The following is a 23,434-nucleotide window of genomic DNA, read 5'->3' as shown; positions in this document are numbered from 1 at the left end:
AGTTAAGTAAAAAATAATGGAGGAAATTACCTGGCAGGATTTTGAAAAAGTTGACCAAAGAGTAGGTACAGTCGTTCGGGTTGAAGATTTTCCAAAAGCGAGAAAGCCCGCCTACAAACTTTGGATTGATCTCGGTGAAGAAATTGGTATTAAACAAAGTTCTGCCCAAATCACGAAACGCTATTCGAAAGAGGCGTTGGTCGGGAAACAGGTTTTATGTGTGGTCAATTTTCCGATAAAGCAGATTGCAGATTTTCGTTCGGAAGTGTTGACAACGGGATTTGTTTTACCTGACGGAGAAGTAATTCTGGCAGTCGCGGACCAATTGTTGCCAAATGGAACCAGGCTTGCCTAAACATTTCATAATCATGTAAGTGCGGGCTATAATTGTGTAAAATTTTCGGCCTTGGTAATCCGTACCTTTGAAACATAGCATATAGTAATCTCATGGAAGCGGATCATAAAGTTTTAAATACGAAGAAAGTCACATTGCCCGTCACAGGAATGTCTTGTGCGGCCTGTGCAGTAAGCGTGGAATCCATGCTGAAAAGTACGTCCGGAGTCGCCGACGCCGGTGTTAACTATGCAAATCAGTCTGCCTGGGTCGATTTCGATCCCAAGGCGACGGATTTGCCAGCGTTGGATAAGGTTTTGCAAAGTATTGGCTACGGATTTATTATCAATGATGATGAAGACGAAAGCATAGCCGAGCAGGAAAAATTAAAATTGGAACATTATCATGACCTGAAAAGAAAAACGGTCTGGACAGGAATTCTGGCTATCCCGGTGGTCATCATCGGAATGTTTTTCATGGATATGGCCAACGGCAATTATATCATGCTGGCACTAACTGCGCCGGTATTATTTATTTTCGGGAAAGATTTCTTTGTAAATGCATGGAATCAAGCCAAACATGGAAAGTCGAATATGGATACGCTGGTAGCTTTAAGTACTGGTATTGCTTTTTTATTCAGCACTTTTAACACTTTTTATCCTCAGTTCTGGCATGAAAAAGGAATCCATCCGCATGTTTACTTTGAAGCGGCGGCGGTTATCGTGTTTTTTATTTTACTTGGAAAATTACTGGAAGAAAAGGCTAAAACGAATACATCAGACGCGTTAAAAAAGCTGATCGGTTTACAGCCCAAAAACGTAAAAGTAATCCGGGAAAATGCTGAGATTGAAATTTCTGTTAAGGATGTTCAACTGCACGATGAGATTGTGATTCGGTCTGGTGAAAAAATTCCTGTGGATGGAAAAGTAGTCAGCGGAAGTTCTTTTGTGGATGAGAGCCTGATGACAGGTGAGCCGATACCTTCTGAAAAAACTGCCGGAACTCAGGTTTTTGCAGGAACAATAAACCAGCAGGGAAGTTTTACTTTCATTGCCGAAAAAATAGGAAAGAATACAGTGCTCGCCCAGATCATTAAAACCGTCCAGGCAGCGCAAGGGAGTAAGGCACCGGTTCAGCGGCTGGTGGATAAAATCGCCAGAATTTTCGTTCCTGTTGTGATAGGAATTTCCATTTTGACATTTGTCGTTTGGATGTTTTTCGGAAGCGAAAATGCATTGACGCAAGCGCTTTTGGCTGCGGTTTCTGTATTGGTCATTGCTTGTCCGTGTGCGCTCGGTTTGGCCACTCCGACTGCTATTATGGTAGGTGTGGGGAAAGGTGCCGAGAATAATATCCTGATTCGCGATGCAGAAAGTCTTGAAAAAGCGCACGAGGTAAATGTTGTCATTTTGGATAAGACAGGAACATTAACGCAGGGACATCCACAGGTTACCGACTGGAAATGGAGCGCAAATATATCGGATCAGGCAAAACACGCCGTTGCCGTTAAACTTTTAGAATCACGTTCTGAACATCCATTGGCTTTGGCGGTTGTAAATTATGTGCAGGAAAATGGTGATACGAAAGTTGAGCATTTTGAATCGGTAACCGGAAACGGGATAAAAGGAATCGTTGGCGGCAATGAATACCTGATTGGTACCTTGTCATTTCTGCAAAATGAGAATGTAAAACTTGATGCAGATCTGGAAAAACTGGCTGATGTGCAGAGAGAAGCTGCGCAGACTGTTATTGGCGTGAGTTTGAATAAAGTTCAGATTGCTTTGATATCAATCGCCGATCAGTTGAAAGCGACTTCTGCTGAGGCTGTTCAAAAATTGCAGGAGCAGGGGATTGAGGTATATATGCTGACAGGAGATAATGCGCAAACGGCTGCTGCGGTTGCGCGTCAGGTTGGTATAAAAAATTATATGTCCGAAGTGAAACCGGATGATAAAATGCAGTTTGTTAAACAATTACAGGCAGAAGGTAAAATTGTTGCGATGGTAGGAGATGGGGTCAACGACTCACAGGCACTGGCTCAGGCCGACGTTAGTATTGCCATGGGAAAAGGATCTGACATCGCGATGGACGTGGCAAAAATGACGTTGATAACTTCCGATCTGATGGTGCTGCCGAAAGCCTTAAAACTTTCTAAAAAAACAGTTGCAACGATCAAACAGAATCTCTTTTGGGCATTTATCTATAATTTAATCGGAATACCAGTCGCTGCCGGAATTTTGTATCCGTTCAATGGGTTTCTATTAAATCCAATGATTGCCGGAGCAGCCATGGCGCTGAGCTCTGTATCTGTCGTGACCAATAGTTTGAGACTGCGCAGTGCAAAATTGTAGTTGATCAGTAGGGGGAGAACGGTCTGTCGGTTGTCTTTTAGTAAAAGCAGTTCAATCCATTAGCCAGATTAACGATGACCGAATTATTTTTTTCGCAGTTATATCGAAACCAAAGACGTAGCCGCCTGCGCACGTCTTTGGTTTTTTGTTTTACACTCTTCGTTAATTTAAGTTTTGGACAGAAAAATGCAGTCGAGTCGGAAGTAATATGGACGCTGCGAACTCATATTATGACCGAAGCAGGCTGGGCGATGATGCAGGAGCCTATCACCGTTACCGCAGAAACAAGTCCAAGAAGTAAGGGCGGAAAACATGATTTTTATTCAGAAGGTGATTACTGGTGGCCAGATTCACTGAATCCTGACGGTCCGTATATTCAGCGGGATGGCCTGACAAATCCGAATATTTTTACTGCACATCGGTTGGCCATGATACGATTCAGCAGAATTGTTGGCGCACTGGCTTCGGCTTACAAACTTACTGGCGAAGATAAATATGCAACCCAGGCATTTCGGCATATCAACGCTTGGTTCGTCGACAAAGAAACAAAAATGAATCCCTCATTACTTTTTGCCCAGGCTATAAAAGGACGGGCTGCGGGACGGGGAATTGGCATTATTGATACGATTCATTTAATGGAAGTGGCGCAGGGAATAATTGTAATGCAGCAAGCAAAATCTGTGAAAAAGGAAGATGTTGCGCAAACGAAAAACTGGTTTGCTGAATATATCAACTGGCTGATGACGCATCAGTACGGCAAAGATGAAATGGAAGCCAAAAATAATCATGGAACCTGCTGGGCTATGCAGGTGGCGTCTTTTGCTAGATTAACTGAAAATAGGGAGGTACTCGATTTTTGTAGAAACCGGTATAAAACAGTCTTTCTACCCTATCAAATGAACGCAAATGGAAGTTTTCCTCAGGAGCTAAAAAGAACAAAACCTTATGGTTATTCCATCTTTAATCTGGATGCGATGGTGATGTTATGCCAGATTTTATCTGATAAAGAGAATAACCTATGGACGTATCAGACGATAGATGGACGGAATATCAGGAAAGGTATTACGTATCTCTATCCCTTCATTTCAGATAAGAAAAAATGGCCGTTGAAACCGGATGTTATGTATTGGGAAAACTGGCCTGTTGCCCAGCCATTCCTGGTTTTTGGAGCTCTGGCTTTCAAAAAAGATGACTGGTTCAGAACCTGGCGGAAACTGGATCATAATCCCAAAGTGGAAGAAGTACTTCGGAATTTGCCTGTGAGAAATCCGATAATTTGGTTTAATTGATATTTGAGTTTGGGAATTATTCAAATTTCGAATAAAGCGCTTTTTGTGTTGTGATCAAGTTTTTAATAGTTTAAATTTGATAATACCCACACACTTGATAAAAGCTTTTTATGCAAACAGCAACACTTGTGACGCACGAAGAATACTTTGACCTTTTAGCAAAATCTGATGTAAAACTGGAATATAATTCCGGAGAGGTGACTGCCATGGCCGGTGCTCAGCCTGCTCATAACAGGATTTGTGTCACATTATCTTTCGCTTTGGAGAATTGTTTAGGCACAGGCGATTGTCTTATTCTTAGTAATGATCAACTTATTAAAGTCGAAGGTTGTGACAAATACACCTTTCCGGATTTGGTGATTGTATGTAAACAGCCGGTCTACGAAAAATCGGGCAGAGGTTTAGAAGCATTGATGAATCCTGAAATAATAGTAGAGGTATTGTCGGATTTCACAGAAGCGTATGACCGGTCAGAAAAATTTGATTGCTACAAAACAATACCATCTTTCAGAGAATACGTATTGGTTTCCTCAAAAAAGAAAAAGATTGAGGTCATCAAAAAAATAAATGAAGCCGAATGGTTAAGTCATACTTACACTGAAAAGGATGAATATGTAATGATCGGTGAATGTTCTATTACTCTTAATAAAGTTTATAATAAAGTTGATCTGCAGGATTTAAAAACCATTGGTTTTTGAATTGAAAGTGGTCGTTGAAGATCTAAAACCAAAAACTCTGTAACGCCGCTCCTTAATTCTGTAATAATCATTCCGGGTTTCCTGCCGATCTTTGCAAAGAGATAATTATTAAGGATTGTCTCAATTAAAAAATCGTTAGATCAAATGGAAACTCTAAAATTTAAAACCAATATTAAATGCGGTGGTTGTATTGCCGCCGTAACTCCCTTTTTATCTGCTGAAAACGGTATTGGTAAATGGGAAGTTGAACTCCAAAATCCCGACCGGATTTTGTCTGTGGAAACTGATAAGTCGGCCGGAGAAGTGGCTGAGGTTGTAAAAAAAGCCGGATATGTCGCGGAGCCTATTGAGTCCTGATAGTCAGGTTAAAATAAGAATAAGTTGCCCGAAGTCAATTCGTTTGTTATTGCTTCAATAAGGTTTTACTTTTGCACGCATGGAAAACAAATTTCATAAATTCATCACCATCTTCATGGCCACACTTGTGCTCGTTAGCAGCACGGGTTTCGGGCTGATAGAGCATCAGTGCATGATGCGGGGGATGACTATGAAATTTGTTTCTGAGAAAAAAGCCGATTCCTGTGAGAAAAAAGTGGTTTCTTCCTGCTGTGCGAAAAGTAAAGCGTTGAAAGAATCAGGCAAAACCTTTTTCAAAAAGACAGATTGCTGCAAGGATCAACAGAAATTTGAAAAGGTGGATGTTGTTTCTTCACTGGCTCAATTACACGCGAAAGCGCTGAAAATGATTGCGGACGGTGACCTTTGGTCTGTTCAGTCTTTTGTTTTTCTTTCTCAGGAATGGATTTATCCTTCCGCCAATTCTTCTTCCGATACCATATCATTCTCTTCTCTTTTTCATGGGAGAAGTATGCTCTCTTTTGTGCAGACTTATCTGATATAAGTCGCTGATTGTTAAATTTTTAATGTGTTTGTGTATTTGTTCTCACGACGCATTGGTATTTATCAAATCACGACTTAACACTGATGAAAAGATATTTAATCGGAGCAATCTTGCTTCTCTACACGCAATCATCTTTTGCGCAACGTATTACCGGAAAAGTTTACGAACAACTGGTAAGTGATAAAACACTCAAACCACTGACCGGCGCCAATGTTTATTGGACAGGTTCCACGCAGGCATCTTCAACCGATTCCAGTGGCCGGTTTTCAATTCCCCGAATTACGCAGTCAAATCAGCTGGTGATAAGTTTCGTGGGTTTTAAAAATGATACCATCAGGATTGGTGCTGAAAGTGAGCTGGAAGTGATTTTGAAAAGTGATCAGACTTTGAATGAAGTCGTGGTGAAGGCAAACGCAACCTCCATCGACCGGTTATCTCCGCATCAAACAGAAATAATTACGACACGGGCACTTGCAAAAGCAGCATGCTGTAATCTATCAGAAAGTTTCGAAACCAATGCCTCGGTTTCCGTTTCTTATAGTGATGCTGTAACCGGCGCAAAACAAATCCAGATGTTGGGTTTGAATGGTACCTATATCCAGACAAACATTGAAAATATTCCAACAATCCGTGGCTTGGCTTCAACATTTGGGATGAATTTTGTGCCCGGAACCTGGATTCAGTCTATTGATGTGGGCAAAGGTGCAGGTTCGGTCGTGAATGGCTACGAGTCGATGACCGGCCAGATTAATGTTGAACTCCAAAAACCGGATACGCAGGAAAAGCTTTATTTCAATACCTATGTAAATAATTTTGGCCGCGCTGAACTGAATCTAAATTTGGCTCACCAATTGAATGAAAAGTGGAGCACTGGTTTATTGACACATGCAAGTACCCTCCAAAACAGAATTGATAAAAATGGCGACGGATTTCTGGACCTTCCCTTATATACCCAGTACAATGTGATCAATCGCTGGAAATATCAGAGCAATCGAATGATGGCCCAGTTTGGTGTAAAAGCTTTACATGAAGACCGGTTAGGCGGACAATCTGATTTTCGTGAAGAAATGAAAGGTACCACGCAGGCGTATGGGTTTGGGGCGAAAGTCAATCGCTATGAGTTTTTCTCAAAAATCGCCCGACTTTATCCTGATAAACCTTACAAAGGTTTGGGGCTGATCGTGAATGCGTCTGTCCATGATTCTAAGTCATATTTTGGACTGACCAATTATAACGGTCGGCAGGAGACTTTGTATGGAAATTTGATCTATCAATCGATTCTCGGAAATACAAATCATTCTTATAAAGCTGGCGTAAGTTATATGCTGGATAACTATAACGAAAAATACAAAGACACAACCCTGTTGAGAAGAGAATCTGTCCCGGGTGTTTTTGTTGAATATACTTACAATAATCTCGACAAATTTGTGCTTGTCGCTGGCTCCCGTGTCGATTTTCACAACTTGTATGGAACGCAGTTTACGCCGCGCCTGCATTTGAAATATAGTCTTTCCAATAACACCACATTACGTGCTTCGGCAGGAAGAGGTTTTCGGGTGGCGAACCCGCTCGCCGAATATTACGGCAATCTGGTAAGCGCGCGTCAGGTGTTATTTCTGGAAAAACTTCGCCCGGAAGTGTCCTGGAATTACGGAGTAAGTCTGACGCAGGAATTCAAAATTGGTGAAATGGCCGGTACTTTCATCACTGATTTCTATCGGACAAACTTTGAAAATCAGCTCGTTGCCGATTTGGAAAACCCGAAGTATATCCGTTTTTATAACCTGAATGGAAAAGCCTATGCGAACAGTTTTCAGGCTGAGGTAAACCTCACGCCAATCAAACGTTTTGATCTGAAACTGGCTTACCGTTTGTTTGATGTAAAACAGACTGTTTACGGTCTTGCTGATGAAAATGTTTTGCTACCAAAAATGCTGGTGAGCCGCGACAGGATCCTTTTCAACGCTGGTTATGCTCTGCCTTACGATAAATGGAAGTTTGATGTTACGGTACAATGGAATGGAAAACGCCGGTTGCCAAGTATGGATCCAATGTATGGTATGACAGGACATGGTGATTTGTCCACCGAAGTTTCTACGGAAGCACCTTCGTTTTATAATCTGAATGCCCAGATTACCCGTACTTTTCCAAAGTGGGATATTTATCTTGGCGGAGAAAATTTGAATAACTTCCGCCAGAAAAATCCGATTTATGCTGCCAACAATCCTTTTGGAAAAGAATTTGATGCAGGTATGGCCTGGGGACCGGTTGTGGGAAGAATGATTTATGCAGGCGTGAGATTCAAAATCATCAGATAATTGTTATTGCCAAGTCAGTGAAATTAACAATTCATCATTAACCATTAACAATTATAATGAGGTTATATATCAAAAATATGGTTTGTGATCGCTGTATCAAGGTTGTCAAAGAAGAGTTGGGCAAAATTGATATCAGTTTGAAACATATTGAATTGGGAGAAGTGGACACGGAATCTGACCTGAACGAGGCAAAAATTTCGGAGGTGAAACATATTTTGGAAACGAACGGATTTGAACTGCTGGATGATAAAAGGGCAACGCTGGTTGAAAATATCAGAACGCTGATCATTGAAGAAGTGCAGTATTTGAAAGGACATAAGCCAGCGTCGTTGAACTTTTCAGATTATCTTTCTCAGAAAACAGGGTATGAGTATTCTTATCTGAGTAACCTGTTTTCTTCTGAAACCGGACAAACCATTGAGCAATATATCATCGCGCAGAAAGTTGAAAAAGTGAAAGAATGGCTTTCTTACAATGAGTTAAGCCTGAGTGAAATGGCTTGGAGGTTATCTTACAGCAGTGCGGCGCATCTTAGTAACCAGTTTAAAAAGGTAACAGGCATGACGCCCGGAGAATTTAAAAAAACAAATACACTGGCAAGAAAAACGCTGGATCGGGTGGGAGAAACTAAAATTTGAAACATTAATATTAATCAAAAAAAAACGATGAGAAAGATCCTTTTTGCATTGCCATTAACACTGCTTTTTGCTTGCTCGGGAAACCAGGAGAAGTCAAAAGAAACAGAGGCCAAAACTGAAACTGTATCAACAGCAGATGCTAAAAAATATGCTTGTCCGATGCAGTGTGAAGGTGATAAAACCTATGCGCAAGCGGGGAAATGCCCTGTTTGTAAAATGGACTTACAGGAAATTGCCCTGGCTGAAACGGATTCTACCACACACAATCATTAATTATTAACCAAAACAATCAAAAACACAAACATGAAAAAGACGATCATTTTATTCATAACAGCCCTGTTCTTATCCGTGAATTTTGTCCATGCTGACGGAAAAGATAAAGAAGTGAAATTTAAAACTTCGGCGATCTGCGAAATGTGTAAGGCACGTATTGAACGCAACCTGGGATTATCCAAAGGTGTGAAAGAGTCAAATCTAAACCTCACCGACAAAGTGGTTACAGTAAAATATAATCCGGATAAAACGACAGAAGCTGCGATCAAGGCTACGATCAACAAAACCGGATACGATGCAGATTTGTCGCCTGCGGACCAAAAGGCGCATGATAAATTGCCAAGCTGCTGCCGTAAAACTGCTGCGGCACATTGAAACTAAAAAATTGACTAATGGTTTTAAAACAAACAATATTTCTCGTTGCGGGTAGTTTACTCGTTACGACAGCGTCTGCTTTTGCCCAGCATAACCACATGGATATGCCTGCAAAAAAGGATACGGCTAAACATGAAATGCAGGATCACGCTGCGCACGACATGGATTCGAAACAAAAACCCGACTTCATGGCTGAAATGAAAATGCACATGAGTCATGCATTTTCGCTAAGCCTGCCAATGAACCGGAACGGTTCGGGGACTGGTTGGCAACCGGATGCAACGCCGATGTATGCCTATATGAGGCACGGCAATAAATGGAATTACATGCTGCACGGAAGTTTGTATCTGCGATATACAAGCCAAAATTTGAATAATGATGGCAAACGAGGCTCTTCTGCCAAAGTCAGTGCACCAAATTATGTTATGGGAATGGCGCAGAGACAAGTCGGAAAAAATGGATTGTTTACAGTGCGTTCTATGATTTCGCTGGATCGTATTTTTGATGGCGGCTCCGGATATCCTTTACTTTTTCAATCCGGGGAAACCTGGAAAGGCAAACCGCTGATCGATCGTCAGCACCCGCATGACCTGATATCGGAATTAGCCGTTGGGTATACGCAGAGGATCAATAAAAAAATGGACGTCAGTATTTATGCAGGTTACCCCGGTGAGCCAGCATTAGGCCCGACCGCATTTATGCATCGCATGTCTGCTTTCAACAATCCGGATGCCGTACTCGGTCATCACTGGCAGGATGCGACACATATTACTTTTGGCGTTGTCACAGCTGGCGTTCGTTATGGGAAATTTAAAGTGGAAGCTTCCGGTTTCACTGGCCGTGAGCCGAATGAAAATCGTTTCAACTTTGACAAACCTCGTTTTGATTCTTATAGTTATCGTTTGTTATATAATCCGTCTGCGAACTGGGCAATACAGGCTTCCCGTGGTTTTATAAAAAGTCCGGAACTCAATCATGCAGATGAAAACGTGAACAGAACAACAGCTTCTGTCCAGCATAGTATGAATTTGAGTTCGGAAAACCACTGGATTTCTTCATCCATTGTTTATGGTTTGAATGATTCAGGAGAGGGACACAAAGAAAGTTCTTTGCTAGCCGAATCAAATCTTCAACTAAATAAATGGTCGGTGTATGGAAGATATGAATGGGTGGAAAAAAGCCAGGAAGAGCTGGATTTCTATCCGGTTGATGCTTCGCATGATCAGAAATTTCCTGTTTCAGCTTTTACAATTGGATTGAACCGCCAGCTCTTTTCATTTTCAAACACACTGTTCCAGGCAGGAATTCAGACAAGCGTATTCGCGATTGGTGACGACCTGCGGACTGCTTATGGAAAAGTCCCGGTTTCCGGTCAGGTGTATCTTCGGCTCACACCGGGGCTGATGCGCATGTAACTTTGAGCAAAATCCGACTTTTTAATAAGGTATAAAAAAGGCCGGGCGACCATTTAAATTTTTTTAAACTACTTTTGTGGAAATTAAATCTTCACCACATTGGCCTGGTATCATACATATTTTAACGGTTTGCCTCAAATCGCCTGGAAATTAAATCAGGACGAAACGTATACAGAATACGAAGTAGATTTTCTCCGTGACACATTGGAGCTGAAAAATGGAAGTAAGGTTTTGGATATTATGGCGGGTTACGGCCGTCATGCGTTGCCACTTGCTGATCTTGGTTCTCAACTTACCTGCGTTGATCTGTCATCCGAGTATTGTGAAGAATTGCAGAAAATTTCGGCTCAGGAAAATTTACCGCTTACTGTGATCTGTGATGATATACTGACACTTTCTTTCGAAGAAAAATCGTTCGATGCTGCCTATTGTTTTGGTAACAGTTTTAGTTTTTTTCCGAGGGAGGATATGCAAAAATTTTTGCAAAAGATTTCTGACCTGCTTGTAGACGGCGGATTTTTCAGCATTCATACGGAAAACCTTGCAGAAAGTATTTTTCCTAATTTTCAGACCAGGAACTGGATGCCTGTAGCAGACGACATGATCTATCTGGCCGAAAATGACTACAATCCTGAGGAAGGATATATTGAAGCGGAACAAACTTTTATCTCTGGCACTGAAAAAGTTACGCACAGTGTTCGACAACATATTTACACCTTGGGCGAATTAAACTTCATGTTCAAATCAGCTGGCTTTCAGGTTATCGGTGCTTTCGGAAATCTGGAAGCAGATCCGTTTATGCTGGGAGACGAGCAGTTATATCTTGTTGCAAAGAAACTATAATCAATGTGGGAGTCTGGAACGGATTAATCCATAAGTCCAGGTTCCCGCAATTGCGCTGAGCAGGGTGATGATAACGACAAAAAATCCGCTTCCGATTTGTGCAAATAATGGTCCTGGGCAAGCGCCCGTTATCGCCCAGCCCAAACCGAACAAGAATCCGCCATAAATTTGTCCCTTGTTAAATTTTTTTGAAGGGACATTAATTTCTTCCCCACTTCTCGTTTTGATATTGAACCGCTTAATGATCTGTAAGGAAATCAGGCCCGTGACCACGGCTGACCCGATAACTCCATACATGTGAAAGGAATCTAACCTGAACATTTCCTGTATTCTGAACCAGGAAACGATTTCTGCTTTCACAAAAACAATTCCGAAAAATAAACCGACAATCAGATATTTCAGGTTTGCAGCCAAACCTTCTTTTTGAGATTGCTGATTTGTTCCGTCATAACTATCCGCATCCTGATCTAATTGATCTTTCAAATTTATTCCGGAAACGGTATTGAATTTAGCAGTAGCCATATAAAAAGTGCGTTATTGGAAATTAATTAACTAGCTGAAATAACCAGGGAAGAAGTATCCAGGTCGAAAAGAAGCCGCCGATCATGAAAAATATGGTTGCAACCAGCGATGGCCATTGCAGATTGGAAAGTCCCATGATCGCATGCCCGGATGTGCATCCGCCGGCATAACGGGTTCCAAAACCAACAAGAAAGCCGCCAAGCACGAAAAATATCAATCCTTTTAAGGTAAATATATTATCAACAGTAAAGATCTCAGCGGGCATTAAGCCTGAAAAATCTGTAATTCCAAGTTGCGAAAGGCTGGTTTGTGTTTTCTCCGCGATCATGAACGATTCCGGATTGGTTAGTAAATAGGTCGCAATAAATCCGCCTATTGCGATTCCGGCTACAAAGAACAAATTCCAAATTTCCCTTTTCCAGTCGTATTTAAAAAACGAAATATTAGCAGGAATAACCGCCGCGCAAATGTGTCGCAGAGAAGAGGAAATCCCAAATGATTTGTTTCCAAGCACCAGCAAGACCGGAACTGTCAGTCCGATCATTGGCCCGGCAACATACCACGGCCAAGGTTTACGGATCATCTCAAATAAGTCCATATTGAAATAATTTAATTTTCTTGATTCAAATAATCATTCCTGATCTATAAGCTTTAATTTGGCTCCTGTACTAATCTGCCAACAGGCACTTCTGTTTTTTGGATTTCTCCGAAACCTCCTTCAATGTTGATCACATCGTCAAATCCTCTTGCTTTTAAAATTGAGGCCGCGATCATGGAGCGGTATCCGCCAGCGCAGTGTACATACAATGTCTCGTTTTTTGATAAAGAAGACATATTATCGTTGATCGAGTCCAGCGGTATGTTTTCGGCACTTTCCACATGTCCTGCCTCGAATTCATCCGGCTTTCTGACATCAACAACTTTTATATCACCATCATGGTAACTTTTTGCAAATTCTTTTGCAAGGAGCGAAGTGATTGAATCACTCTCTTTTTCAGCTTTTTTCCACGCTTCAAAACCACCATCCAGATATCCGATCGCGTGATCATATCCTACTCTGGCCAGTCTGGTCACTACTTCTTCTTCCCGGCCAGGATCCGTGATAAGCAAAATGTTTTGTTTTAAATCCGGGATGAGTGCGCCAACCCAGGGTGCAAAACCGCCATCGATTCCGATATTGATCGAATTTGGAATAAATCCCTTTGCAAAATCTTCTGGTTTTCTGGTGTCCAGTATTAAGGCACCCAAAAGATTTGCTTTTAATTCGAACGCATTTGCAGATAAAGCCTGGTCGCCACGTTCTAATACATCATCGATACTTTCGTATCCATCACGGTTCATTTTAACATTTTCAGGAAAATATTGAGGAGGTTCAGTCAGGCCGGTGGTTACCTCTTTTATGAATTCCTTTTTGGTCATATCCGCACGCAGCGCGTAATTGAATTTTTTCTGGTTACCCAGCAAGTCACTCGTTTCTTTGCTCATGCTTTTTCCGCAAGCGGAGCCGGCGCCATGGGCCGGATAAACGATGACATCATCAGGCAAAATCATAATTTTCGAGCGAAGACTGTCAAACAATATTCCTGCAAGATCGTCTTGCGTCACGTCGCCATTCTGAGCTAAATCCGGACGGCCGACATCACCGATGAAAAGTGTATCACCACTAAAAATAGCGATTTCTTTTCCGGTTTTATCTGAGAGCAAATAACAGGAAGATTCCATCGTATGCCCCGGAGTATGTAAAACTTTAATTGTTATTTCTCCCAGTTTAAATACCTCACCGTCTTCGGCAATATGCGCCTCGAAGCCGGTATTCGCATTGGGGCCATAAACAATTTTTGCGCCGGTTTTTTCGGCGAGATCAATATGGCCGGATACGAAGTCTGCGTGGAAATGTGTTTCAAAAACGTACTTGATCCGGACATTCAGTTTTTTCGCTTTTTCAATGTAAGGTGCGACTTCCCGAAGCGGATCAATGACAGCCGCCTCGCTGCCGGATGTAATGAAATATGCACCTTGCGCAAGGCAGCCGGTATAAATTTGTTCGATTTTCATATGGAAGTAGTTGTAGTTTGTTCGCAATCGATTTTTCGAATAGACTGCCAATTTTGGTGTTTTTTACGGTTTTTTTTACCGTATAATAAATTCGTTGTTATTATTCAAAGATAACTGTTTTAATCCCGCATTTTGTTTCCTGACAGAAAGTGTGGATTGAAGAGAATACGCGCTGTTTTGCTCTCAATGCGATAAATGTCTACAAATCTTTCTATTGTCGTGTCGAAGTGGTTCTAAGTCCACTCGCTTGATTTTGTACTAATTTCGTAATGTAGGAAAATTAACAAATAGAAAATTTTTGACGCCAAAATCAACTTCATAAGTCACTATTTCAATTTCCCTGGAAGTAATTTAACATCAAGACTGGCACCAAAAAATCCATAAAATTCAAATTATACCATACCTCAATATCCTCCTCGCAAGTCATGTATGATAATAAATTTTACTTATATTTTCTTTTACTTTTCATTTTTCTTATCGGGCCGGATGCAATCGGGCAGAACAGTCCCGACTATAAATTATACCTCAAAACAGGTACAATTGTTCCTGATAAGAACGTTTCAAAAAATCTTGGTAAATCAGGATTAAAAGTCTCGGGCCAAGGCCAGAAGTCGCTCCTCATCATACAATTCGAAAAGCTGCCGGATGCGTTTCAGCGCGATGAGCTTAGGCAGGCAGGCATTGAGCTGCTCGACTACATCCCCGACAATGCGTATATTGCTACCGTTAAATCTGAGGTCGACTACGCGTTGCTTACGAAGTTTCGGGCCAGATCAATATTATCTTTGACCCCAGAGCAAAAGATGCAGGCGGCTTTAGCCAATGGTAACTTTCCAAAACATGCAGAAAAAGTACCCGGTCAGCTGGATGTCTGGATGAATTTTCCGAAGTCTTATTCGTTCGATGAGGTAAAAAGAGAATTGGATAATAGTAAGATTCAAATCATCTCTGACAATCTCAAAGCCTATCAGATCATAGAAGTTCGTGTTGCAAAAAGCTTGTTGAAAGAACTTGCCAGTTTGCCATTTGTGCAATATATCCAGGCAATTCCGGGCGAAGAAAAACCTTACAATTTTAGAAGTGTAACAAACTCTCATGCAAATGTACTCCACGCTGCGTCACCCCTTGGTTTTAATTTACATGGTGAGGGTGTAACCATCGGGATTGGCGATAATGCAGATCCTCAGCAGCACATCGATTTTAAGGGGCGGCTGATCAATCATTCCGGGATCAAAGGGAATTCGCACGGTTTACACGTTATGGGTACGGTTGCGGGCGCTGGGATTGTCGATGAAAGATATATGGGGTTTGCGCCGAAATCCAGGGTTATTGCTCAGATTAACAGCAATATATGGGCCAGCGCAGGCATGTACGTTAGAGATTACGGGATGGTAATCACCAACAACTCCTATGGTGTTGATGCAGGATCTTGCAGTGATTTTGGCGATTATAATTTAACATCCAGGGTTTTGGATCAACAAGCTTTCGATTTTCCATACTTGCAGCATGTTTTTGCAGCAGGAAATAGCGGGCAGATAAGTATGTGCGCTGGAATTCCTTCCGGCTTTGGTAATGTGTTAGGAGGATATACTGCTGCAAAAAATGTAATTACGGTAGGCAATACTTATGATACCGGAATTTTAAATAATTCTTCCAGTAAAGGCCCGACAAAAGACGGCCGAATAAAACCTGACTTGACGGCTACCGGTTCTGCGGTCACCTCCACTACGCCGAACGATCAATATGGACTCGGAAGTGGAACAAGTATGGCCGCTGCATCTGTATCTGGCGGACTGGTATTAATGTATCAGCGATACCGCCAGCTGCATAATGGAGATAACCCCCAGAATGCCCTTATGAAGGCACTTTTATGCAACGGAGCTACTGATCAGGGTTTGGCCGGGCCGGATTATGGCAATGGCTTTGGGGGATTGAATCTGCTGCGTTCTTTACAAATGCTCAACCAGAATAGTTATCTGGAAAGCCAGATTTCTAACGGGACTTTGAACCAGCATGTTATTAAAGTACCGGCCAATACTGCGCAGTTGAAGATTATGCTGTACTGGAACGATCCGGCTCCTTCGGTTTTAAGTGGCAAGGCTTTGGTAAATAACCTTGATCTTCGCGTTGTTTCTCCAGAATCACCTGAGTTGCTTCCACAACTGTTAGACCCAAAAAATATTGTGTCACCGGCTGGAAAGGGAGCTGACGATACAAATAATATGGAGCAAATTGTTATCGACAATCCGGGAGCTGGCGATTATAACATTTTTATTAATGGGACAACCGTTACGCAGGGGAACCAGAAATACGTCGTTGTTTATGATAATATTCCCGTTTCCACCACGCTGACTTATCCGGCTGGACAGGAACATTTGGTAACGGGAGAGGATATTTACATCAGCTGGGATGCATACGGAAATAATACCAGGACTTTTAAAATAGAATATTCTTTAAATAACGGAAGCTCGTGGATCTCTATTAATGATGCTGTAAGTGCCGATCTGCGACAGTTGAAATGGACTTTGCCGGCAGCCGCTACGAGTGAGGCGAAAATTAGGATCAGTCAAAATGATACGGAAATGGTAAGTGAAAGTGCTCCATTTACCATTTTAGGTTCGCCAGCAGTATCGCTATCGCCTACACAGTGCGAAGGATATATCGCCATTCAGTGGCCAGCCGTTAATGGTGCTTCGGAATATGAAATTATGACACTTCAAGGCGAGGAAATGTCGCGTCTGGCAACGACAAATAATACCAGTTACACGCTATCCGGCTTGTCAAAAGATTCAACTTATTATGTTTCCGTCAGAGCGATCATTAACGGCCATCCCGGCAGACGTAGTCCTGCAATCATCAGGACGCCAAATCAGGGAAATTGTTCCGGAAGTATTTCTGACAACGATCTGAAAATTGAAACCATAATCTCTCCGGCTCAGTCTGGCAGAGTGCATACTTCCTTGGAGCTTTCTGCCTCTAATCCTGTTACGATTCGTATAAAGAATCTTGACGACCAGGTTTCAGATCAAAATATTCAGGTTGGATATTCTGTCGGAGATGACAATAGTGTTATTCTTTGGGAAACGATCAAACCTTCTATCCAGGCAGGCGCTACCTATGATCATACTTTCGCGACTTCTGCAAATCTGGCAAATGTCGGCTCTTACCGTTTTCGGGTATTTGTTAAAAAAACTGGTGATCCTGTTGAAGGAAATAATTCGATCACCCAGGTTTTCAAACAACTTGATAACATACCGCTGAGTCTTCCGTTTTTAGAACAATTTGAAAATTATCCTCTTCAGCAAGCAACCGCCAGTCAGGTGGGTTTAGATGGCGGTGATCGTTTTGATCTGACTGCTTCAACCAGTTTCGGACGACTTCGCACCAATGTCGGCTCTGATATGACTTACTCAGGAAACCGGGCTCTGACGCTGGATGTACTTAAAAATGTAACGGTTGGGAACGTCAATTATCTCGTTGGGACATTTAACCTCGCACAATATAATCCTGCCAATGACGATTTGCGGTTATCATTCTGGTTTAATAATCACGGCCAGTATTACAATGAAAATGATAAGGTTTGGATTCGGGGAAAAGATACAGATCCCTGGATTGAAGCTGACAACCTATACGTTTATCATAGCTCACCAGGCGAAGGATACAAGCAGGCTATTATTCAATTGAGCAAGATTCTTACTACGAATAACAAAACTTTTTCTGAAAGTTTCCAAATCCGTTGGGGGCAGTATGGTGACAGGGTGACGGCAAATCAGTATGGTGGAGCAGGATATAGTTTTGATGATATTCAGATAACGAGAGAATCAAACGATATAGAATTAACGCGGATCATACCTCCGGTTTCCAATAATCTGGTTTATAATAATCAGAGAATAAGTGTAATTGTAAGAAATAATTCGGTTGGTGATGTTTATGATATTCCTGTTAAGATGCAGATTAATAACGGGGTAGTTGTGCGACAGAATATTTCGTATATCAGAGGTGAATCGGCTACAACCTACCAGTTTCCGGATATCGTCAATTTTGCATCCACAGGCATTTACGCTATCAAAGTTTGGACGGAAAAAGACTGGGATTCTAAACCGGAAAACAATTTTGCTCAAATCGATATTGTCAGCTCACCGGTCATTTCTTCTTTCCCATATTTACAAAACTTTGAAACAGAACCCGGAAACTGGCAAAGTGTGGGCGAAAACAGTTCCTGGGCCTATGGCAATCCGCAGTCTGAAAAGATCAACAAAGCGGCAAGTGGAACGAAAGCCTGGAAAACGAATTTAACGGGGGCGTATAACTCTTCGGAAAAATCCTTTCTCTATTCACCCGGTTTCGCAATTGATGGCATGGCTCATCCCACGCTAAGTTTTAGCCTTGCCATCGATTTGAAAAGATGTCCCGATAAACTTTGTGATTTTGCGTATGTGGAATATTCAACCGACGGAAATATCTGGACAAAATTAGGATCGTCCGGTACTGGTACAAATTGGTATAACGTTAAGTCCGATTCAGACCTTTGGAGCGTGGAGGATTATACAAGATGGCATGTGAGCACCGCAGCAATTCCGACTGGCCAGAAAAATGTTCGTTTCCGTTTTGCTTTACGGAGCGACGAAAATGATAACAGAGAAGGAATCGCTATTGACGATGTGCACGTATATGACCTTGTTAATCCGATTTATTCTTCCGGGCCACAATCTTCATCGGTGTCAAAAACGGAGGTAAGCGGAACGAACTGGATTAATTTTACTGAAAATAATAAAATAATTGCTTCCATTCAGCCTAATCAGGATCTGGGAAAAACGGTTGTGCAGACTTATCTGAATCAGGGAGCCGTGCGGAACAACAATGGCCAGTATTACCATGATCGAAATTTTACGATTAAATCCGAGAGTTCTTCTTTTTCAGAATTTGCCATAATCCGGCTTTATTTTTCCGATCAGGCAACTGAAAGATTGATTTCTGCGACGGGATGTGCAGGATGTGCAAAACCTGCATCGGCTTATGATCTGGCAATCTCAAAATACAGCGATTTTCAGAAAGAGCTTGAAGATGGCAATATTTCTAACAATGCCAGTGGCAGCTGGACGGTATTGGCAGCAACGGATATCGTAAAAGTGCCTTACGACGACGGATATTATCTCGAATTTAAAACAAAAAGCCTGTCAGAATTCTGGTTTTCAAAAGGCGGGCTTCAATCTTCAATTCCTTTGCCTGTCGAATTAGCCAGTTTCACGGCAAAAAAAATAAAACCGGCTGACGGTTATAACAGCGTTTTGCTGGAATGGGCAACGGCCTCAGAGAAAAATTTCAGTCATTTTGAAATTGAAATGGCTTCCGGTGAAACGGACTTGCATCAGAATTTATTTGCGAAAATCGCAGAGGTCGACGGTATGGTAAATTCTTCTTCAACGACGAAATATCAGTTTACGGACCAGCAGTTATCAGGTTTTGCAACGCGTTACTACCGGTTGAAAATGGTTGATACGGATCAGACATTTACTTACTCAGCCATTCGTTCAGTTACGTTTTCGGATCAAGCAGCCTGGAAAGTTTATCCTAACCCATCAAACGGGATATTTAATGTGGATTTTCAGGCAGATAAAAATAATCCGGTAAATGTTACTGTGATCGATATCAGCGGGAGAGTTTTGGAAAAGAGGACGGTACCTTCCTCTGGTTCTTTACAAACGCAGCAGGTCAACATTTCGGCAGCAGCTGTGAAATCGGGGATGTATTTTCTTGAAATAACATCCGGGCCACAGAAACAGATTTTTAAAATTTTGAAAGAATAATCTTCTTGAAATTTAACGCCAGCCTCTAATTATTTTGCCACGGATACAGGAATTTTCACGAATCCGCAATCAGCCATTCGTGAAAAATTCGTGCATCCGTGGCTGTTTTTAAACCTTGACCGTTTTCCAGTTTCCCTTTCTGAATTGCCAGATACCTAACAAAGCCAGAAAGGATTCGGCAACCGGGACAGAAATGAAAACGCCGATTGGTCCGAGCTGAAATACGATCGCCAGGTTAGCCACGAATACAGGAATTTTCACGAATCCGCAATCAGCTATTCGTGAAAAATTCGTGCATCCGTGGCTATTTTTAAACCTTGACCGTTTTCCAGTTTCCCTTTCTGAATTGCCAGATACCTAACAAAGCCAGAAAGGATTCTGCAACCGGGACAGAGATGAAAACGCCGATTGGTCCGAGATTAAACACGATCGCCAGAATGTATGCCAGCGGAATTTCAATTGCCCAGAAACAGATCAGGTTCAGTACTGTTGGTGTTTTGGTATCGCCGGCACCGTTCAGCGATTGGATCACGACCATGCCATAAGCGTAAAATCCATAACCCAGACATAAAACCCGCAACGCTAACTTTCCGGTGTGGATCGCTTCCACATTCGGGCTGAACCAGCCGATGATATGCTCTGCGCCAATGAACATAAAGACAGAAAGTCCAACCAGAAAATAGAGATTATACGAAGCGCATTTCCATACGGAAAGCTCGGCACGCTCTGGTTTTTGTGCGCCAAGATTTTGTCCAACTAAAGTCGCAGCGGCGTTGGCAAGTCCCCACGCCGGTAAAAGGGTGAACATGATCACACGGATTGCAATGGTATATCCGGCAACGACATCACTACCAAATTCTGCGAGAATTCTGGTCAGAAAAATCCAGCTTGCAGAGGATATCAGAAACTGAACCGTACCACCCGTGGCAACCTTGATCATGGCCTGAATCGTTTCCCGGTGCGGCCTCAAATCCCGTAAGACAAAAGCCAATGCTGTATTGACCCTCGTAAGCGAATAAAGCTGATAACTCACACCTATGGACCGACCAAGTGCCGTGGCGATGGCCGCGCCTGCCACGCCAAGTGCCGGAATGGGGCCCAGTCCGAAAATTAGTAGCGGTCCCAAAACCATATTAAAACAATTCGCGACGATGAGCGAACGCATGGCCGTAGCCGCAGCACCGGCTCCGCGCAATGCACCGCTTAATGAATAAAGCAATATGACAACTGGCGCGCTCAGAAACTGAATCTTTGCAAAAATTGTCCCGGTTTCAATTACTCTCTGATCTGCGCCCATGACGGCTAAAACGTCACCGGCATATACAAAACCAAGTATCGCAATAGGGAACGAGATGGCCAGAGAAATCAATATCACCTGTCCGATTGCGCGGCGAGCCTGGGCCGGATTTCCTTCACCGATCCGCCTCGCGACAGTCGCAGTCGCAGCGGTGCTTAATCCGATCGCAATGGAATAAACGAGTGTTATAACGGATTCGGTAAGTCCGACTGTTGCGACTGCTTCAATACTAATTTTGGAAACAAAGAAAATATCGACAACGGCAAATAACGATTCCATGACCATTTCCATGATCATCGGTACAGATAAAAGAAAAATTGCCCGGTTGATACTTCCGTCGGTAAAACTTTCTTCAGAACCGCGCAGGGCCTGACGAAGTAGTAAAAACCACTTTTTCATGGGTAAAAAATAAAGTCAGAATAATAATAATTTTGTGGACGCATTTTATCGAAATGCGTAACGAATATCCCGGAATCTGGGATTAAAAAAGACGGATTGGCTTAAAGTAAGCCGGAGACGGGCATCAACATAACTTTGAATATTTTGACAAAAATAAAAACTGTTTTTTAATATTCAAATAAAAAACTGGAATACCAGCAGGTAAGTTGTAACTTCATCCCGGATGTGCCTGAACTTTTGACGGTAATATTCCGTTTTCTAACTACCCTTTTTGTGTAAAAAAAGGCTTGTTTCTTACTAAAAAGAGAAACCTGAACAATAACATATCATTGAATGATCGATAAAAGTAAATTATTCTCAACCGCTGTAAGACCTGAAACCGCAGTACTCGTAGCGGTGAGTACGCAAAAACAAACCAGTGCAAAAACCAAAGAATACCTGGATGAGCTCGCTTTTCTGGCGACAACTTTGGGTGTTGAAACCATTCAGAAATTCACTCAGAATCTGGAACGGGCTGATATAAAGACTTATGTAGGAAAAGGTAAACTTGAAGAAATAAATATATTCATTACTGCGAATCCGGTTGATATGGTCATTTTTGATGATGATCTTTCGCCTTCACAGGTACGTAACCTTGAAGTCATTTTTAAGGACATCAAGGTGCTGGACAGAAGTCTCCTGATCCTGGATATTTTTGCGATGCGTGCGAAAACGGCACAGTCCAAATTACAGGTGGAGCTTGCACAGTACCAATATATGTATCCGCGACTGACCAGACTTTGGACTCACTTAAGCCGCCAATCTGGTGCGGGAGTCGGTATGCGCGGTCCGGGTGAAACGGAACTTGAGACGGATAGACGTATTGTAAAAGACAGGATTGCGTTTTTGCAGGAAAAACTTGAAAAAGTAGACCGTCAGAGCATGACGCGCCGCAAGGAACGCGACCGTCTGGTACGTGTTGCCATTGTGGGTTATACCAACGTAGGTAAGTCAACTTTGATGCAGAGCCTTTCGAAATCGGATGTTTTTGCTGAAAACAAGTTGTTTGCAACCGTGGACTCGACTGTTCGAAAAGTGAATATGGAAAATGTTCCGTTCTTGCTGACCGATACGGTAGGGTTTATCAGGAAATTGCCGACAACACTGATCGAATCTTTTAAGTCTACTTTGGATGAGGTTCGTGAAGCGGATATTCTGGTTCACGTTGTTGATATTTCGCATGAATCTTTTGAAGAGCATATTGAAGTAGTAAACAAAACATTGGTGGATATCGGCGCAGCCGACAAGCCGACGATCCTGGTATTTAATAAAATTGATGTTTACAAGCCTGCGCCACAGGAAGAAACGTGGGAAGGTGAGGATGAGCCAGAGATGGAGGAAGTTACTCCGGAAAGCACTTTGAGCCAGTTGAAGAAAAGTTATCTTTCGCACAAAGCGGATCAGGTTGTCTTTATTTCAGCAGAGAAAAAGGAAAATATGGAAGAGTTGCGGAATACATTATTCTCGCTTGTGAAGGCAAAACACTTTGCAATTTATCCAAACTGGCTCGACCTGGGATATTCTCCCGTACAATCAGAAGAATAAGCACTTGTAATTGAACCGGAATTTTTTCAATTTTGCACCCCGATTGGTATTCATAGGAATATGGATACCAATTTATTTTGACTGCGTAGTTCAACGGATAGAATAGGAGTTTCCTAAACTCTAGATATGGGTTCGATTCCCGTCGCGGTCACTTTGAGCCACCTCAATTTTTTTGGGGTGGCTTTTTTTTATTTACGAAAATAAAGATTTTCTTGACGTAAAATATGGTCAGCGTTGATTGTCATTTCTTTATTCAAAGTGCATAGATTTGGGGGATACAAACCAAGAAATAGAATTTCGATTGCCAATCTCACTATTTCAGGATTAATAGAAAG

19 protein-coding genes and 1 tRNA gene are annotated in these 23,434 nt (G+C 42.1%); 15 read left to right on the top strand and 5 right to left on the bottom strand.

What is annotated here, in order from left to right; all coding sequences use genetic code 11:
• The first annotated feature begins 16 nt into the window (after positions 1-16).
• The 12 genes from AC1XUO_RS04665 to AC1XUO_RS04610 all read left to right on the top strand — a co-directional run bounded on the left by AC1XUO_RS04665 (position 17) and on the right by AC1XUO_RS04610 (position 11,435).
• Positions 17-355, top strand: coding sequence for a tRNA-binding protein (locus AC1XUO_RS04665; protein ID WP_483328586.1), 339 nt, complete (start codon positions 17-19; stop codon positions 353-355).
• 92 nt (positions 356-447) lie between these two features.
• The gene (locus AC1XUO_RS04660) at positions 448-2,685 is read left to right on the top strand and encodes a heavy metal translocating P-type ATPase (RefSeq protein WP_483328585.1); all 2,238 of its coding nucleotides are present in this window, start codon (positions 448-450) and stop codon (positions 2,683-2,685) included.
• A gap of 74 nt (positions 2,686-2,759) precedes the next feature.
• Positions 2,760-3,974, top strand: a complete 1,215-nt coding sequence (locus AC1XUO_RS04655; RefSeq protein ID WP_483328584.1) for an alginate lyase family protein — start codon at positions 2,760-2,762, stop codon at positions 3,972-3,974.
• Positions 3,975-4,084: 110 nt separating this feature from the next.
• A complete protein-coding gene (locus tag AC1XUO_RS04650) occupies positions 4,085-4,672 on the top strand; it encodes a Uma2 family endonuclease (RefSeq protein WP_483328583.1) in 588 nt (195 codons plus the stop codon).
• A 144-nt stretch (positions 4,673-4,816) separates the two neighbouring features.
• Complete coding sequence (locus AC1XUO_RS04645; RefSeq protein WP_483328582.1) at positions 4,817-5,029, top strand: heavy-metal-associated domain-containing protein; 213 nt, start codon at positions 4,817-4,819, stop codon at positions 5,027-5,029.
• 79 nt (positions 5,030-5,108) lie between these two features.
• A complete protein-coding gene (locus AC1XUO_RS04640; protein ID WP_483328581.1) occupies positions 5,109-5,573 on the top strand; it encodes an HYC_CC_PP family protein in 465 nt (154 codons plus the stop codon).
• An 83-nt stretch (positions 5,574-5,656) separates the two neighbouring features.
• Positions 5,657-7,891, top strand: a complete 2,235-nt coding sequence (locus AC1XUO_RS04635) for a TonB-dependent receptor (protein WP_483328580.1) — start codon at positions 5,657-5,659, stop codon at positions 7,889-7,891.
• A 56-nt stretch (positions 7,892-7,947) separates the two neighbouring features.
• Positions 7,948-8,529, top strand: a complete 582-nt coding sequence (locus AC1XUO_RS04630) for a helix-turn-helix domain-containing protein (RefSeq protein WP_483328579.1) — start codon at positions 7,948-7,950, stop codon at positions 8,527-8,529.
• A 27-nt stretch (positions 8,530-8,556) separates the two neighbouring features.
• Complete coding sequence (locus tag AC1XUO_RS04625) at positions 8,557-8,802, top strand: heavy metal-binding domain-containing protein (RefSeq protein ID WP_483328578.1); 246 nt, start codon at positions 8,557-8,559, stop codon at positions 8,800-8,802.
• A gap of 30 nt (positions 8,803-8,832) precedes the next feature.
• Positions 8,833-9,177 carry a heavy-metal-associated domain-containing protein gene (locus tag AC1XUO_RS04620; protein WP_235148332.1) on the top strand — a complete coding sequence of 115 codons (345 nt, stop codon included), beginning with the start codon at positions 8,833-8,835 and terminating at the stop codon, positions 9,175-9,177.
• 17 nt (positions 9,178-9,194) lie between these two features.
• On the top strand, positions 9,195-10,592 hold the full coding sequence (locus tag AC1XUO_RS04615; RefSeq protein ID WP_483328577.1) for a hypothetical protein: 1,398 nt from the start codon (positions 9,195-9,197) through the stop codon (positions 10,590-10,592).
• Positions 10,593-10,691: 99 nt separating this feature from the next.
• Positions 10,692-11,435, top strand: coding sequence for a class I SAM-dependent methyltransferase (locus AC1XUO_RS04610; RefSeq protein ID WP_483328576.1), 744 nt, complete (start codon positions 10,692-10,694; stop codon positions 11,433-11,435).
• On the opposite strand, the gene AC1XUO_RS04605 is transcribed toward AC1XUO_RS04610, so the two are convergent.
• From AC1XUO_RS04605 to AC1XUO_RS04595, 3 genes are read right to left on the bottom strand one after another with little or no spacing between them, the layout of a single operon-like run.
• Positions 11,436-11,957 (bottom strand): YeeE/YedE family protein, encoded by a 522-nt coding sequence (locus tag AC1XUO_RS04605; protein ID WP_483328575.1) that lies wholly within the window; start codon positions 11,955-11,957, stop codon positions 11,436-11,438.
• Positions 11,958-11,979: 22 nt separating this feature from the next.
• The gene (locus tag AC1XUO_RS04600) at positions 11,980-12,555 is read right to left on the bottom strand and encodes a YeeE/YedE family protein (RefSeq protein ID WP_483328574.1); all 576 of its coding nucleotides are present in this window, start codon (positions 12,553-12,555) and stop codon (positions 11,980-11,982) included.
• A gap of 53 nt (positions 12,556-12,608) precedes the next feature.
• On the bottom strand, positions 12,609-14,012 hold the full coding sequence (locus AC1XUO_RS04595) for an MBL fold metallo-hydrolase (protein ID WP_483328573.1): 1,404 nt from the start codon (positions 14,010-14,012) through the stop codon (positions 12,609-12,611).
• Positions 14,013-14,437: 425 nt separating this feature from the next.
• On the opposite strand from AC1XUO_RS04595, the gene AC1XUO_RS04590 reads away from it, so the two are divergent.
• Positions 14,438-19,819, top strand: coding sequence for a S8 family serine peptidase (locus tag AC1XUO_RS04590; RefSeq protein ID WP_483328572.1), 5,382 nt, complete (start codon positions 14,438-14,440; stop codon positions 19,817-19,819).
• Positions 19,820-19,927: 108 nt separating this feature from the next.
• Here the strand turns inward: AC1XUO_RS04590 and AC1XUO_RS04585 are convergent, their stop codons facing one another.
• Complete coding sequence (locus AC1XUO_RS04585; RefSeq protein ID WP_483328571.1) at positions 19,928-20,080, bottom strand: hypothetical protein; 153 nt, start codon at positions 20,078-20,080, stop codon at positions 19,928-19,930.
• Between the two features lie 49 nt (positions 20,081-20,129).
• Positions 20,130-21,515: an MATE family efflux transporter gene (locus tag AC1XUO_RS04580; RefSeq protein WP_483328570.1), complete on the bottom strand. Its 1,386-nt coding sequence runs from the start codon at positions 21,513-21,515 to the stop codon at positions 20,130-20,132.
• 333 nt (positions 21,516-21,848) lie between these two features.
• On the opposite strand from AC1XUO_RS04580, the gene hflX reads away from it, so the two are divergent.
• Both hflX and AC1XUO_RS04570 read left to right on the top strand, forming a co-directional pair.
• Positions 21,849-23,099, top strand: a complete 1,251-nt coding sequence (gene hflX / locus AC1XUO_RS04575; protein WP_235148340.1) for a GTPase HflX — start codon at positions 21,849-21,851, stop codon at positions 23,097-23,099.
• Positions 23,100-23,178: 79 nt separating this feature from the next.
• A tRNA-Arg gene (locus AC1XUO_RS04570) sits at positions 23,179-23,250 on the top strand.
• Positions 23,251-23,434 lie beyond the last annotated feature (184 nt).

Source organism: Dyadobacter sp. HNCC25DJ186, assembly GCF_056895235.1.
Note: the sequence above shows the minus strand (reverse complement) of the source record. Positions and strands in the feature narration are given on the sequence as shown.